Consider the following 13,516-nt stretch of genomic DNA (forward strand, 5'->3'; position numbering starts at 1 on the left):
CCATGGCCGGCAAATCCTCCATCAATCGCCTACCACCGCAGGTCAAGGCCTACATACAAAAGCTTCTGCGTGAAGATCGCTTGACCCTCGACGACATGCTCGCCGACATCCAAAAACGCTTCCCCGACGAAAAAGCCCCCAGCCGCAGTGCCCTGGGCCGCTTTAAACTGGGCTTCGACGAACTCATCGACAAAGCCCGCCAACAGCGCGAAATGGCCGAAGCCTTCGTCGGTGCCTTCGGTGAAGACGCCACCGACAAAACCGGCGCCTTACTCGTCGAAGCCATCTCAACCCTGACCTACCAGGCCGCCATGGGCGCCCACGAAAAAGACGACGTCACCGTCGCTGAAGTCTCCGCGCTGGCCCGCGCCGCCAAAGCCACCATGGAAGCCCGGACCCTCAGCGTCAAAGAACGCCAGGCCATCGAAAAAGCCACCCGCGAACGCCTGCTCCAAGAGCAAGCCGCCGAACTCGACAACGCCGTCAAAGCCCAAGGCATGACCGAAGACCAGGCCCAGTTCTGGCGGCAGAAATTCCTCGGCGTCAAACCATGAAAGCCGCCGCCAGCACACTGCGCGTCATCGAATGGGATGAACTGCCGCCCAGCGTCCGCCAGATCCCCGAGGGCTACGACCCGCTGGGCGAAGGCATCCTAATGGCCCACCAATCGCAATGGCTGGCCATCGACGCCCACATCAAACTCTGTGAAAAAGGCCGACGCACCGGCATCACCTTCGCCGAAGCCCTGGACTCAGTCATCACCGCCGCCTCACAAAAGATCGCGGGCGGCATGGACTGCTTCTACATCGGCGACACCAAAGAAAAGGGCCTGGAATTCATCGGCTACTGCGCCAAATTCAGCCGCGTCATCGCCGAAGCCCAAGCGTCGGGCGTCAGCCAAATCGAAGAATTCCTCTTCCAGGACCAAGACGACGCCGGCAACACCCGCCACATCAACGCCTACCGTATCCGCTACGCCTCGGGCTTCAAAATCGTCGCGCTCTCCAGCAACCCAGCCGGCGTGCGCGGCCTACAAGGCAAAGTCATCATCGATGAAGCCGCGTTTCACCGCGACGTCGCGGCCGTGCTCGACGCCGCCACCGCGCTGCTGATCTGGGGCGGTCGCATCGTCATCATCAGCACCCACAACGGCAAAGCCAACGCCTTCAACCAAATGGTCAGCGACATCCGCGACCAGCGCTACGGCAGCAGCGCCCAGGTCTTCCGCGCCACCTTCGACGACGCCGTCGCCAACGGCCTGTTTGAACGGGTGTGCTTCATGGCCGGCAAGCCCGCCACGGCCCAAGATAAAGAGGCCTGGTACAAACAAATCCGCAACGCCTACGGCCCGCGCAAAGCGCAAATGCGCGAAGAACTCGACGCCATCCCCCGCGATGGCAACGGCGTTTGCATCCCCGGCATCTGGATCGAAGACGCCATGCGCCCCGGTCGTACCGTTCTGCGCCTGGCCCTGGACGACGACTTCACCCAACGGCCGGTCTACCGGCGCGAGGCCTACGTCGACAACTGGATCGAGCGCTACCTGGCGCCCTTGCTACAGCCGCTCCCACCCGAGCGACGCCACTTCCTCGGCATGGACTACGCCCGCCACCGCGACTTCTCCATCATCTGCCCGATGTCCGTGGACCAGGCACGGCATCGCGACGTGCCGTTCGTGGTCGAAATGCACAAAGTGCCCACCCGGCAACAGCAGCAGATCCTGTTCTACATCTTGCGCCGGCTGCCGCGTTTCGTCGGCGCGGCCCTGGACGCCACCGGCAGCGGCGAAACCCTCGCCGAAGACACTGCCGACGCGTTCGGCCACAACCGCATCCAACAAGTGAAAATCACCCGGACCTGGTACGGCGCCTGGATGCCAAAATTCGTGCAACTGTTCGAAGACGCGACAATCACGCTGCCCAAAGACGACTCGCTGCACCAAGACATCCGCGCCATCGAAACCGTCGACGGCATCCCCATGATCGTCAAAGCCCGCAAACAAGACCTCAAAGACCCCGACCTCTACCGCCACGGCGACTTCGCCGGTGCCGGTGCGCTCGCCAACTTCGCCACGCTGGAAGTCGCCAGCGGCCCGGTCACCGTCAAATCACGCCGCCCACGCCAAGGCCAACACCTCACCCAGGGGTACGCATGAACAACACAGGCCTGTGGGTCAGCCCCACTGAATTCGTCCACTTTGCCGAGCCCCAACGCAGCCCCCCCCTCAACCGCCACATCGCCACCCGAGGCCGCGCCCAGGCCAGCGACTTCGGCAGCCATTTGCCTAACCCAGACCCGATTCTCAAAGCCCAAGGCAAAGACATTGCGGTGTACCGCAACCTGCGCAGCTCAGCCCTCGTCGGCGGCAACATCCGCCGCCGCAAAGCCGCCGTGCTGTCGCTGGAACGAGGCCTGCAACGTCAAGACACCGCCAACAAAGTGGAACGCTTTATCACCGACTGGCTCACCGACCTCGACCTGGACCGCATCATCCGCGAACTGCTCGACGCACCGTTATTCGGCTACCAACCCATCGAACTCCTATGGCGCCCCGTGGGCAGGCATTGGGTGCCACAAGACCTGCTCGGCAAACCGGCGGAATGGTTCTTCTACGACAAAAACAACGCGCTGCACTTTCGCGCCAAAGACGCCGGCCCAGACGGCGAGCCCTGCGACCCGCAACGCTTTGTCGTCGCCCGGCAAGACGCCACCTACGCCAACCCCTACGGTTTCCCAGACCTGAGCATGTGCTTCTGGCCGGCCACCTTCATGAAAGGCGGGCTCAAGTTCTGGGTACAGTTCACTGAAAAATACGGCAGCCCCTGGGTCATCGGCCAACACCCACGCGGCGCCACCGACGGCGAAACCGAACTGCTGCTCGACAGCCTTGAAGCCATGGTCCAAGACGCCGTCGCCGCCATCCCAGACGACGCCAGCGTGCAAATCATCGAAGCCGCCGGCAAAGCCGGCAGCGCCGACGTCTACCGCCAACTGCTCGAATACTGCCGCAGCGAAATCAACGTCGCCATGCTCGGGCAAAACCAGACCACCGAAAAAGACACCAACCACGCCAGCGCCACCGCCGGCGCCGAAGTCACCCAAGACATCCGCGACGGCGACGCCGCCATCGTCGCCAGCGCGCTCAACGCCTGCATCCGCCACGTCGTCGACCTCAACTTCGGCCCTGACGTCGTCGCGCCGCGCTATGCGCTGTGGCAACAAGAAGAAATCGACAAGTCCCTGGCCCAGCGCGACAAGGCCCTGACCGAGTCCGGCGTAAGGTTCACCAACGCCTACTGGCAGCGCACCTACAACCTGCAGGACGGCGACCTACAACAAGCACCGACCCGGGGCGACAAACCGTCATTTGCCGAAACCACCCAACACCGGGCGCCAGATCAAGCCGCCCTCGACCAAGCCATCAATAGCCTGCCAGCCGAGCCCTTAGACCAACTGACTGAAAACCTCGCCAACCTGATGTTCATGGCCGACACCTGGGGCCGCCTAAGCACCACCGCCGACCGGGAAGACTGACATGGCCAGCCCCGCAAAGCAGCTCAACCCCGCGGACCTCAAGGTCATCTTCGGCCTCGAACCCGCCAACGCCGTCGCCTACCTGAAGGCCAAGGGCTACACCATCACCTGGCATTGGCAAGACATCCTCGACCAGGCCCACGACCACGCATTCACCGTCGCCAAAGCCATGCGCCTGGACCTACTCAGCGACATTCGCGCCGCCCTGGAAACCGCCCTCCAACAGGGCCAAACCCTCCAGCAATTCACCGCCCATTTGAAACCCGTCCTACAAGCCCAAGGCTGGTGGGGCCAGCAAGTCATCGTCGACAGCCAAGGCCGCGCCGAAACCGTCCAGCTCGGTAGCCCACGTCGCCTAAAAACCATCTACCAAACCAACCTGCAAAGCGCCTACATGGCCGGCCGCAAAACCGCCATGGAACAGACCACCGAGACCCACCCGTACTGGATGTACATCGCCGTCCTCGACGGTAAAACCCGCAGCAGCCACCGCGCCATGCACGGCCAGGTCTTCCGTCACGACGACCCCATCTGGCAAACCATCTTCCCGCCTAACGGCTTCAACTGCCGCTGCCGCGTCGTCGCCCTGAGCGAAGCCGCCGTCAAGCGCCGTGGGCTTACCGTTATATCCAGCCAAGGGAAAACCTTTACCGAAACGGTCGAGACCGGGACCGACAAACGTACCGGGGAAATCAGAACAGCAACCGTGGGAGGCATTCGAATTACCAATGCCCCAGGCCATACCGTCACATTCCGCACCGACCCAGGCTTCAATCACGCCCCGGGCACCGCCTGGCAGAAGGCCTGAAACGCAATTAACCACACCCACCCGTGGCGAGGGAGCTTGCTCCCGCTGGGCTGCGCAGCAGCCCCAAACTCAGCCACCTAGCACCGCAAACCTAAAATGGAAGGCATCCCATGTTCACCATCGAACTAGAGCACCAACATCTGCAACAAATCCTAAGCCGAGTGGAGCGGACTGTCGGTGACCTAGCGCCACTCATGCACAGTCTGGCCGCTGAGCTCGCCAGCCAGACCGAAGAAAACTTCGAACAGCAAGGCCGTCCCCAGTGGCCTGAGCTTTCCGACGTCACCACAGGACGCAGAGCCGAAACCGGCCACTGGCCCGGCAAGATGTTGCAAGTCAGCGCTGCGGGGCTGGCTGCCTCGATCTCCACCCAAGCGACAGACAGCACGGCGGTGGTGGGTAGCAACAAGCCCTATGCGGCGATGATGCAGTTCGGTGGGGATCAAGCTGATTTTCCGCAGCTGTGGGGTGATATTCCGGGCAGGCCATACTTGCCCATGGATGCCGAAGGCAACCTGCAACCCGAAACGGAACAAGCCCTACTGAAACTAGCGCTCTCTCATCTTGAACAGGTTGCAGGCGTCTAACGTCATAAAAGGCAGACAGTGCCCGTGACACTGCGGTTAGACGGAAACGGCGCTAGAGGGACGAGACCCGCTTCAGGGCAAGGGCCTATTAAGCCGCCCATCAAGCGCAAAAGGCTCTTGCAGCACCAGCTCGTACAACCCATCGGCCAGATGCGGGTTCATCAACAAATTCCAGCTATGTGGCGAGACACTAGAAGGGACCAGCACGAAAGGGTGCTTGCTCAACAGATCTGCACCAAACTTTTGCTGACTACGGCTTGGCGTACCCGGTACTAACCAGTTGGGATTGGCAATGCTATCTGGCTGAACGACATGAATGCCGGACCGGTCAAGTACGCGGGCTTGTGTCAGGCAATGAGGTTTACTGTCCAGCGCATCGAAATCCTTATGCACTGCAACTTCAAGGATGGCCGTAGAGGCATCCAGGGCCGCGTAAACCGTGCCCATTCCCTTGGGGTTCCAGCGCCCACCCACTTTTTCAGCCCCCACGCCCGAATTCCAAGTGGCGGCATACTCTGCGGGATCAAGGCGCCAGAAATGAATCTCACTGCTCAAAGGGTCTTTAGCCATCAATAGACCCCATACTCAATGCGCGTCAGAAAGTCAGTCACCAACTCATACCCGACTGAATTTGAAATCAGGTCAATCGGTGTCTCACCGTCCAGACCCCGTGCAGGTTTGGCCATCCATTGCTCGGCAAGCTCACGAGAACCCAGGACCGCCGTTGCCTTTTCCAAGACCTCGGCATAATTGAGAGCCCGCGTACTCTGCTCTGGGGTTAAGACTTCATTGGGCGTTTTTAACCGCCGCGCCAGCGTGCGCTCAGACGTGCCAACGATTTTCGACAGCACACCGCGCCGCTTATACACCTCACTGTTCTCGACCATATCAAGCACAGATTGCAGCGAAAAACCTTTACGAACGGCCCGGTATATCTCCATACGATCATCGCCATCTTTTCCAGAAAGCAACACCGCGACCATGGACGGACCGTGACTGGAACCAGGCATCATTACCTTTACCGTGCGCTCGCCACTACTCACAACGGCTACGAACGCACCCGATGCGCGTGGTTTGACGTTTCTTTTGCGGATGCCATCTTTAGCAGCCTCAACGACTGCAACATCTTTTTTTTTGGCGCTCATGGATACCTCCAGCACTCTGTCATCTGGCATCAACTATAGTGCCAAATGGCAGAAACTGCTAATCCCACACATTCGTCTACGACGCTGCGTAGCAGCAAGGTTCGCTTTCGAGGTCAGGCCGCCTTCAAGGCCTAAACAACGTGGGATAGGCCGTCAGCGGCATCCTTCACTCGAGCACAGCCTGGCTACCGGGCTCGCAAGCCATATCGCCGCCTCTTGCATTCCAGACATGCCGAGTCCTTGCTCATTTCGCACAGCCAGAATCCTTATAACCGAGAACTCCAACTTGCGTATCGAACCAAACTACCCTCAGGTAAATACGCGTGCTGTTCAAAAAGGCCGTTCAATCAGTCTCCTTCATAAGCTGGAAAAGGAGATGTGCAGGAAATTTGTCGCGACAGTCAAGATGTGATACTAATTCGCCACCTATAACGGTACTAGGTTACAAAATTTTCCTGTTCAGTAGCTAGAGGGCTGCTTATGTCACGGATGAAAAGTATTTTCGGGTCTTTTGACATGTCTCCCACCATCAACAAATCGTTCGCTACGGACAGCGGGAACGTACAGAGACGCATATACGAATCGATTTCTACGGAATCCGTTGATGGAAATGAGAATTTTCAAGATTCACATGATTACCAAATTCAAGAAAACCTCCGAAAGCTTTATGGCAAGCCCGGAGTCAAGAAAGCGATTATTGGCGGACATCCTGACTTTAATCATCTGGTTGATAGCGGCGAAAAGGAAAACGGATTTGTAACTTCCCTGTTTGTGGATATTCAAGGGTCTACCCGTCTAGGTGTATTTTACACCCCGGACTTGGTTTTTTATTTTAAAAATCAGATAATAAAATGTGCAATTGAATGTGTATTGGCTTTTGATGGGCATGTACATCGCATCATGGGCGATGCCATATTGGCGTTCTTCAGAGGTAATGGTAACGAGCGAAATAGCGCTATCGATGCGATCAACTGTGGTGCTGTGCTCGTTCAGTTTATACGTGAAGAAGTGGTGCCGCAGTTGAGAGAGCGCGGACTGGCTGAAGATGTAGGAATTCGAGTGGGCGTGGATTACGGCTCTCACTCCCATGTTCTCTGGGGAATGTACGGCTACTCAGGAGTTTCTGAGGTCACAGCCACTTCATTTCACGTTGATATTGCAGCCAAACTCCAGCAAAGCGCTCCGCGGAATCGTGTAATGCTCGGGCAATCAGTCGTGGACCTTCTCGGATTGCATGATGAAGTAATTGAAGTGCGTAGATATACAAAAGACGACGAGAAAATACCGCAACCCTACGTCACGCCCAACTACACAGACGCCCAAAAAAAACCGATGAATTATCGGCAGTATGTACTCTCTCAGAATAACTACAGCGGACTACTTCCTTACCAAGAAGACCTTAATCAAGAAATTAAAATATTCAGTACCTTGAAGCGTCGTAAAGATGAGATATCGGAAGACCATTACTTCAAATGCTCTCGCGCTGTGCCGATATCCCACGGCATAGAATTCAAGGCTCTTGTTCGACCGCGTACAAATACCACCGACATTAAGGTTATATTCAGAGTCGAGAATAACGGACCTCAGGCGTCTGAAGTTCAGGGTAAAGGGAATCATCAGACCCCAGTCCCTGCAAGACGACGCGACAATGGTGAATATTTTGCAAAACATTGGGAGGGCACATCATACGTGGGCCTACATTATATGTATGTTTCTGTGCTTGAAGATAATACCCCTACTATCCCCGAGCAAGTTTTCAGTGTTTATATTGGGTGATCCACTCCATCAAGGGCAACTAAAATAAATAATAAATGATCGCGCCAGCTAGAACGGTGGCCATGCAGCCAAAGTGCACCATTAAAATTATCGTAACGAGTTTTATGCGGGAGAATTTACTCGTAGCAATGGATGCAAGCGTGTAAATTTGGCCGTTCAGATCCTCTAAGAATTCGGCATCGGAGGCTTTCTGGATATATTCCGAATACTTAGCGCTTCCACCACAAGAAGCAATATCCCCGAAAAATATCAATGACTCCCCCCGCGGGGAGTCCGGTTTGCTGAACGTCACTGGAAAAATGGTAAGCGTAGCTAACACCATGCACCAGAGCGCTAGCACCAAAGCCAAGACCGAAAAAATTCCGATTCCGACAGTTAGTTGCATGCTCGCACTAGCCGAGTCAAACTTTGTCAGCAGCGTAAATATAAACGCAATGGCTGCTGCGCAATAAGACATGATAATGGTGCATTTTGTATTTGTCGTGCCGATATAAGTATCAATTCGCTTAAGGACCTCAAATTGATTTTTTATTTTCCTTTCACATTCCTGCGCATTCAACATATTTTCCCCCACGTCATGCCATGATGGTAAAGAAACTGCAGCGCGGAGTCGATACGTTCTGTGGACTTATCAATAGCTACCTTGGTTTGCTCCTCCAAAAAGCTGTTTTGGCCGATTAAAGGGCTCACTGCCGATAGCCATCTGGCAGAAACCATGACTCATGGACGTCCGCCATAAGCCGATCCTGACGCTGATGGCGACCTTCAGTTAGCGGGAACACACAAGGAAACCGTCACCAGCGGGCTCGGTGATTTTCACTCGACGCGGTTGTTTCCTAGACGCCATATCATGATGCGGATTTTGGAATATGTTCTACTCTCACCGAATGGAATCAAAAAGCCATCAAGGAGAAGCCCATGAGAGTTCCATTGCTTGCCGTTGCGGTCCTTACTGCCTCAGGTTGCGTTACCGACCGCATGACCGATCCAGCAATCGTCACAGTCATAGACCACAAAGCCAAATTCACTACCGTCACGACCACAGCCGATCGCCGAATATTTGTCCTCAACGGCTCCACCAATCGCACCTGTGGAGAACCACCTGCAGGTGTTGCAGAGAATGTGGGCGCGTCGCTGAGTAACAGCCTTACAGCTGCGGTGAAAGCAGGCGGGGCCCAGCCAGGGATGAGTAATAACTTTGCGGAGAGCGCAGCAAAAACAGTCGTGAATGTCGCGCAGAAAACGCAGGGAATGATGCTATATGAGGCAATGGCGTCAGGCTTATGCATGGCCTATGCAAATGATATGTCAATCTCATCGACCGAATATACAAGAATGATCAACAAGTCTGCCGAGATGGCGGCGGTGCTCATTGCGCAAGAGTTGAATTTAACAAAAGGCGTCGTTGGACCCAACGAAAAACCTCTGAGTCAAGTGGAGACAGGAAGCAGCACCGGGGCCAATAACACTGGTACAAGCACTAGTACTAACGTGACGGATACCACTACAGCGACCGCTGTAGCATCCGGCGCAGCGGCAACATCAGTTGCAACCAACGGCAACCAAACGGCAGTTAAGGCAACGGCGGACGCGATTGCCGCAGCCACGCCTGCGAATGCATCTATTGAGCAGCGAAAAGAGATTGTCAACGCCGCCACGGCGGCGTCGGTCTCTCAGGCTACTGGTGATTCAGGCAAAGGCCAGCGGGCGGCGGACAAGGCCACAACGGTTTTCGAGGCGAGCGTGGGTTCGCCTTCGGCTGAAGTAGATGTCGGGAAGGTCGTAAAGGACATTAAGGCAATCATGGGGGGCTCTTAGCAAACGAACGAGGCTTGACGCCCAGTCAGGATGAATTTTGAGGTAATGTCTATGTTGGCTTTCCATGTCACTAGATCAAAACAAAAGCCAAGCACTTAACTCGCAGCAGTATTTGTAGAAAATGTCGATCAAGGAGCAATTGTGAACCGGCTAGAAGAAAGAATCAGGGATTTTTTGGCGATTAATTTAAGCATAATCGAGTCGGACCTAACCATTGTTCGCAAGGAATATAAACTACCTAACAGCTTTGGCTCGAGTGGGAGCATAGACATCCTTGCAAAGGACAGCCTCGGTCACTATGTAATTATTGAAATTAAAAGAAGTGACCAAGCAGCTAGAGCTGCTTTGCATGAGCTTACAAAATATGTAGCGCTGCTACGGTCATCTTTAGGGGTTCCCGCTGAAAAGATACGAACCCTGTTGGTATCAACTGACTGGAAGGAGCTGGCGGTTCCATTCTCCGACTATCTAAAAACGTCCGAAGTCCCCACGGCTGGGTATATAATTACGACAACTGGTGCAGGCGAGATAGTAAATTGTAGTAAATTTTCTCCAATTGCTATGGATGCAGGGCTCTCGATTAGTAGGCAGCAAAGCCTTATTTTGTACACGGATGCAACAAAAAGAAACAGAGGAATCGATACCATTATAAAGGCTGCTACCCGCTCCCAGTTATCAGATTTTGTGACGCTGACTGCTGATTACAACGGAGGGAACAGCCAGGTTATCTATCCGTACGGCATATATTTTGGCTTCTCCTCACCGATTTCAAACCCTGAAAGCGAAGAGTCAAAGCGAATAATGCAAGCGTTAGACTGGGATGAAGATCTAGATGACCTTGAAGAAAATTTCCTCTGCGCATTGATGGATAATATTAGCGGTCATGACACAGTTGAAATAGGTTATCCTGAGAAACTAAAGCTAATGGAGGAATCAGAATGGTCAATCGCAGTAGTTGCACGAAACGGTCGTTACCAAAAAAATATCGATCTAATGCCTGATGATCAGCTTATATCTGAATTTACGAAAACGGAGGGAGGCGCTACTTACTATCTTTACGAAACTTCCTCTCCTAAGTACCTGCCCAGCTGGGATAAATTTAAGAACGATCTTTTTCTGGTGCTAATGGGAAGTGATGCATGGGTCGCTTTCTTCAAGGCGCTGATAAACGAATTGGAAGCCGATTCATCCACCCCGACAATATCTATCCAGCTCTATAATCCAGCAAATATATTGCTCGGACTTTCAAAAATTTTTGGCGAAAATGACTTTAGATACCTTCCCAGTTTTCAGCTTGTCGTTTCCGGAGAAAAACAGACAACTATATATCTTGGCGAGTTAGCTTGGGATGGTGTCGGAACGCACGTAAATTTTGATGAATGGATTAAAAACTCCTACGACTCGACGGAGCATTATTTTATTATGCATGCCTTCGGCGAACAGTACCTTCAAGAGGATTTAGCATGTGCTGGCCTTGGGCTTCAGCACGTTGTTTATAAGATTATTAGTCCAGGCAAAGCTAATGAAAGTGTATTTTTAAGCTCACCCAAAGACGGTGCAGTTATTTCAAGGCAGTTTCATGAGAGTGATTTATTCACAATGCAGGATTTTTGCAAATCGCACGCAGCGTTTGGCAGAAGTCTGGTCAATGCCGTAAAGAGCCTCTCTATGGGATTTATTAAATAGAGATTTTTCATACGACAAAGCCAGCTCGTGGAAGACTAAGTTTTCTACATTTATTGGGAGCCATCATTTCTGCGTTTGCGAAATGGGCTTTGCCAGGCCGGCTTGACGTGGTTCTCTAATCTACTATAGGTATCGAGTCCTACAGCCCACACACCCCGTAACACCGAACCCTAGTCCCGAAGCTACGTCGCCTTGCGCCTTTGCCTACAACTAAGCCAGAATCCGCCCGCTTGTGTGTCCTGGTCCGTAACGGTAGTTTTGTTTCCGTCACTGCTCATCAGTGATCGGGTATAGCGACCCGAATCGGTACGGTTGCATCAGCGCTCCTGATCTCATTGCAGATATCCCTATCTGCGACTGCTGTAATGGTGGCTGTGCGCGGGAGACCTTCGGGTCTGCCGGGCTCCTGTACCCCCGGTTCGCTAACCTGCGTACAGCCGCCACCCTAACTTGCTTAGCGACAAGTCATGGTGGCTCAACTAGGTACAGGAGTTCCATCATGTTCAAGGTCACACCCAATCCTCCGGATTCGGACCCCAGCTCCGCCGGCCTCGATCCAAAGAAAGTCCAAGAGGCCACCGATCGGGCGCTGGATTTCTATCTGAAACCGAAAGAAACCGACGCCAAAACCGACCCATCACCGGGTCAACTCTTCACCGTCATCGACGGCATCGACACTGAAAGTCTGCTCGCCAACCTCAGCGAAAGCCTGGCCTCGGCCAACGCGATGATCAACATCCTGGCATTCGACCTTGAGGGATCGCCGCGACATGTTGCATTTGGTATTCAACAGGTCATCGAGTTGAGCGAACTGTTGGTCAATCGAGCGTTGGACAACGTCGATCCACGCTAGCACCCAGCCTGTAACGTACTGCCTACCGGGCCGCCGACCAACCGGCACGCAAGGCAGCCTGTGCAGTGTCCTTTTACACACTGCACAGGTCACCCTCGACGGGCTATCTTCACGGCATGCCGCTCATCGAACTCAACGACGGCACCCGCGGAATAAGCTCATCCATTTTGCCCGACGGGTGTTGAACGCCACTAAGCTCTACAAGCTCATCTGACCCGCGTGCATTAGCCCAACTCACGTTGGCCGGCAGTAACGTCAGATCCCCGACATAAATACTTTATAAAACGCGTCAGAGGCCTTGCGCCTCAGTAGATGGCCTCATCATCCCAGGCTCTCCCAGTACTTGCCCAAAACACTGACGATCTGGACTGATCTCAGCCCTACAATCCTCGGAAGACCACCTCCTTAATCCTGATTAAAAGCCAACCCCGCCCGAAGATCCCAAGCTGTGCGCACCATCTCCACCAAAGCGCACCCCCATGACCCAACTCCACATCTTCAAACCCGGCACCCACACCGCCCAATGCGGCACCACCTACAACTTCACCGAAGCCGACCTGGCCGCCACCGTCGCCGCCTACAACCCAACCCTCCACGAAGCACCATTGGTCATCGGCCACCCGCAACACGATGCCCCAGCCGCCGGCTGGGTCAAATCCCTGTCCGCCACCGCCCACGGCCTCATCGCCGAACCCCAACAAATCGACGCCTCCTTCGCCGAGCAAATCGCCAAGGGCAGCTACAAAAAAATCTCAGCGTCCTTCTACCACCCAACCGCCGCCAACAACCCCGTGCCCGGCGTCTATTACCTGCGCCACGTCGGCTTCCTCGGCGCACAGCCGCCAGCGGTCAAAGGCCTGCGCCCCATCGAACTGGCCGAAGGCGAACCCGGCGTCATCGAGTTCAGCGAAAGCGAACCGAACACCGCTGCACTAGAAGCAGAAAACCACCGCCTCAAAGCCGAACTCGCCCAACGCGACAACGCAGCCCGTCTCGCCGCACAACAAACCACTCACGCAGCCAGCGTCGCCTACGCCGAACAACTGGTCGCCGCCGGCATGAAGCCGTTGCACGCCCCAGTCGTCATCGCCGCCCTCGACGCCGCGCAGTCCGGCACCAGCCCCTTGTCGTTCGGCGAAGGCGACCAACGCCAGCCCCTAAGCGTCGGCCTCAAAACCCTCTTTAACGACCTGACCAACCCCGTCAGCTTCACCGAAGTCGCCACCAAGGCCCGCACCGGCCTAATCGAGGCCGCACCCACCAACCCCTTACTCGCCGACGCCGCCGCCCGCGCCCAACGCTAGGAATC

General features: G+C 55.0%; 13 protein-coding genes. 10 read left to right on the top strand and 3 right to left on the bottom strand.

Annotated features, from left to right (window positions below):
• The first annotated feature begins 2 nt into the window (after positions 1-2).
• The 5 genes from FBX99_RS16035 (at position 3) to FBX99_RS16055 (ending at position 4,929) form a co-directional block, all read left to right on the top strand.
• A complete protein-coding gene (locus FBX99_RS16035; RefSeq protein ID WP_145132015.1) occupies positions 3-554 on the top strand; it encodes a phage protein Gp27 family protein in 552 nt (183 codons plus the stop codon).
• The gene (locus tag FBX99_RS16040) at positions 551-2,155 is read left to right on the top strand and encodes a terminase large subunit domain-containing protein (protein WP_145132017.1); all 1,605 of its coding nucleotides are present in this window, start codon (positions 551-553) and stop codon (positions 2,153-2,155) included. The genes FBX99_RS16035 and FBX99_RS16040 overlap by 4 nt, the downstream gene beginning before the upstream one ends.
• Positions 2,152-3,534 carry a DUF935 domain-containing protein gene (locus FBX99_RS16045; protein WP_145132019.1) on the top strand — a complete coding sequence of 461 codons (1,383 nt, stop codon included), beginning with the start codon at positions 2,152-2,154 and terminating at the stop codon, positions 3,532-3,534. Before FBX99_RS16040 ends, FBX99_RS16045 begins: the two co-directional genes overlap by 4 nt.
• Before the next feature lies 1 nt (position 3,535).
• Positions 3,536-4,342 (top strand): phage minor head protein, encoded by an 807-nt coding sequence (locus tag FBX99_RS16050; protein ID WP_145132021.1) that lies wholly within the window; start codon positions 3,536-3,538, stop codon positions 4,340-4,342.
• A gap of 110 nt (positions 4,343-4,452) precedes the next feature.
• Positions 4,453-4,929, top strand: coding sequence for a phage virion morphogenesis protein (locus tag FBX99_RS16055; RefSeq protein ID WP_145132023.1), 477 nt, complete (start codon positions 4,453-4,455; stop codon positions 4,927-4,929).
• A gap of 72 nt (positions 4,930-5,001) precedes the next feature.
• Here the strand turns inward: FBX99_RS16055 and FBX99_RS16060 are convergent, their stop codons facing one another.
• Together FBX99_RS16060 and FBX99_RS16065 are read right to left on the bottom strand one after the other, a co-directional pair.
• Positions 5,002-5,499 (bottom strand): RES family NAD+ phosphorylase, encoded by a 498-nt coding sequence (locus tag FBX99_RS16060; protein WP_145132025.1) that lies wholly within the window; start codon positions 5,497-5,499, stop codon positions 5,002-5,004.
• Positions 5,499-6,074: an antitoxin Xre/MbcA/ParS toxin-binding domain-containing protein gene (locus tag FBX99_RS16065; RefSeq protein ID WP_145132027.1), complete on the bottom strand. Its 576-nt coding sequence runs from the start codon at positions 6,072-6,074 to the stop codon at positions 5,499-5,501. The genes FBX99_RS16060 and FBX99_RS16065 overlap by 1 nt, the downstream gene beginning before the upstream one ends.
• Positions 6,075-6,590: 516 nt before the next feature.
• Between FBX99_RS16065 and FBX99_RS16070 the strand changes: the two genes are divergently transcribed.
• Positions 6,591-7,850 carry an adenylate/guanylate cyclase domain-containing protein gene (locus tag FBX99_RS16070; RefSeq protein WP_256664069.1) on the top strand — a complete coding sequence of 420 codons (1,260 nt, stop codon included), beginning with the start codon at positions 6,591-6,593 and terminating at the stop codon, positions 7,848-7,850.
• A 19-nt stretch (positions 7,851-7,869) separates the two neighbouring features.
• Here FBX99_RS16070 and FBX99_RS16075 read toward each other — a convergent pair whose 3' ends face one another.
• Positions 7,870-8,412, bottom strand: coding sequence for a Pycsar system effector family protein (locus FBX99_RS16075; protein ID WP_145132029.1), 543 nt, complete (start codon positions 8,410-8,412; stop codon positions 7,870-7,872).
• Between the two features lie 356 nt (positions 8,413-8,768).
• Here FBX99_RS16075 and FBX99_RS16080 point away from each other — a divergent pair, with 356 nt between their 5' ends.
• The 4 genes from FBX99_RS16080 (at position 8,769) to FBX99_RS16095 (ending at position 13,511) form a co-directional block, all read left to right on the top strand.
• Complete coding sequence (locus FBX99_RS16080) at positions 8,769-9,668, top strand: hypothetical protein (protein WP_145132031.1); 900 nt, start codon at positions 8,769-8,771, stop codon at positions 9,666-9,668.
• Positions 9,669-9,809: 141 nt separating this feature from the next.
• Positions 9,810-11,354 carry an endonuclease NucS domain-containing protein gene (locus FBX99_RS16085; RefSeq protein ID WP_371923858.1) on the top strand — a complete coding sequence of 515 codons (1,545 nt, stop codon included), beginning with the start codon at positions 9,810-9,812 and terminating at the stop codon, positions 11,352-11,354.
• Positions 11,355-11,853: 499 nt separating this feature from the next.
• Positions 11,854-12,207, top strand: a complete 354-nt coding sequence (locus FBX99_RS16090) for a DUF6124 family protein (RefSeq protein ID WP_145132035.1) — start codon at positions 11,854-11,856, stop codon at positions 12,205-12,207.
• A 479-nt stretch (positions 12,208-12,686) separates the two neighbouring features.
• A complete protein-coding gene (locus FBX99_RS16095) occupies positions 12,687-13,511 on the top strand; it encodes a phage protease (RefSeq protein WP_145132037.1) in 825 nt (274 codons plus the stop codon).
• The last annotated feature ends 5 nt before the right edge of the window (positions 13,512-13,516 follow it).

The organism is Pseudomonas sp. SJZ074 (assembly GCF_007828215.1).
Taxonomy (GTDB): domain Bacteria; phylum Pseudomonadota; class Gammaproteobacteria; order Pseudomonadales; family Pseudomonadaceae; genus Aquipseudomonas.

Bases quoted from the DNA above. Each gene is read 5' to 3' on its own strand.
- FBX99_RS16040 (WP_145132017.1), top strand. From the start codon at position 551: ATGAAAGCCGCCGCCAGCACACTGCGCGTCATCGAATGGGATGAACTG.
- FBX99_RS16045 (WP_145132019.1), top strand. From the start codon at position 2,152: ATGAACAACACAGGCCTGTGGGTCAGCCCCACTGAATTCGTCCACTTT.
- FBX99_RS16065 (WP_145132027.1), bottom strand. From the start codon at position 6,074: ATGAGCGCCAAAAAAAAAGATGTTGCAGTCGTTGAGGCTGCTAAAGAT.
- FBX99_RS16095 (WP_145132037.1), top strand. From the start codon at position 12,687: ATGACCCAACTCCACATCTTCAAACCCGGCACCCACACCGCCCAATGC.
- FBX99_RS16070 (WP_256664069.1), top strand. From the start codon at position 6,591: ATGTCTCCCACCATCAACAAATCGTTCGCTACGGACAGCGGGAACGTA.
- FBX99_RS16090 (WP_145132035.1), top strand. From the start codon at position 11,854: ATGTTCAAGGTCACACCCAATCCTCCGGATTCGGACCCCAGCTCCGCC.
- FBX99_RS16060 (WP_145132025.1), bottom strand. From the start codon at position 5,499: ATGGCTAAAGACCCTTTGAGCAGTGAGATTCATTTCTGGCGCCTTGAT.
- FBX99_RS16075 (WP_145132029.1), bottom strand. From the start codon at position 8,412: ATGTTGAATGCGCAGGAATGTGAAAGGAAAATAAAAAATCAATTTGAG.
- FBX99_RS16050 (WP_145132021.1), top strand. From the start codon at position 3,536: ATGGCCAGCCCCGCAAAGCAGCTCAACCCCGCGGACCTCAAGGTCATC.
- FBX99_RS16080 (WP_145132031.1), top strand. From the start codon at position 8,769: ATGAGAGTTCCATTGCTTGCCGTTGCGGTCCTTACTGCCTCAGGTTGC.
- FBX99_RS16035 (WP_145132015.1), top strand. From the start codon at position 3: ATGGCCGGCAAATCCTCCATCAATCGCCTACCACCGCAGGTCAAGGCC.
- FBX99_RS16055 (WP_145132023.1), top strand. From the start codon at position 4,453: ATGTTCACCATCGAACTAGAGCACCAACATCTGCAACAAATCCTAAGC.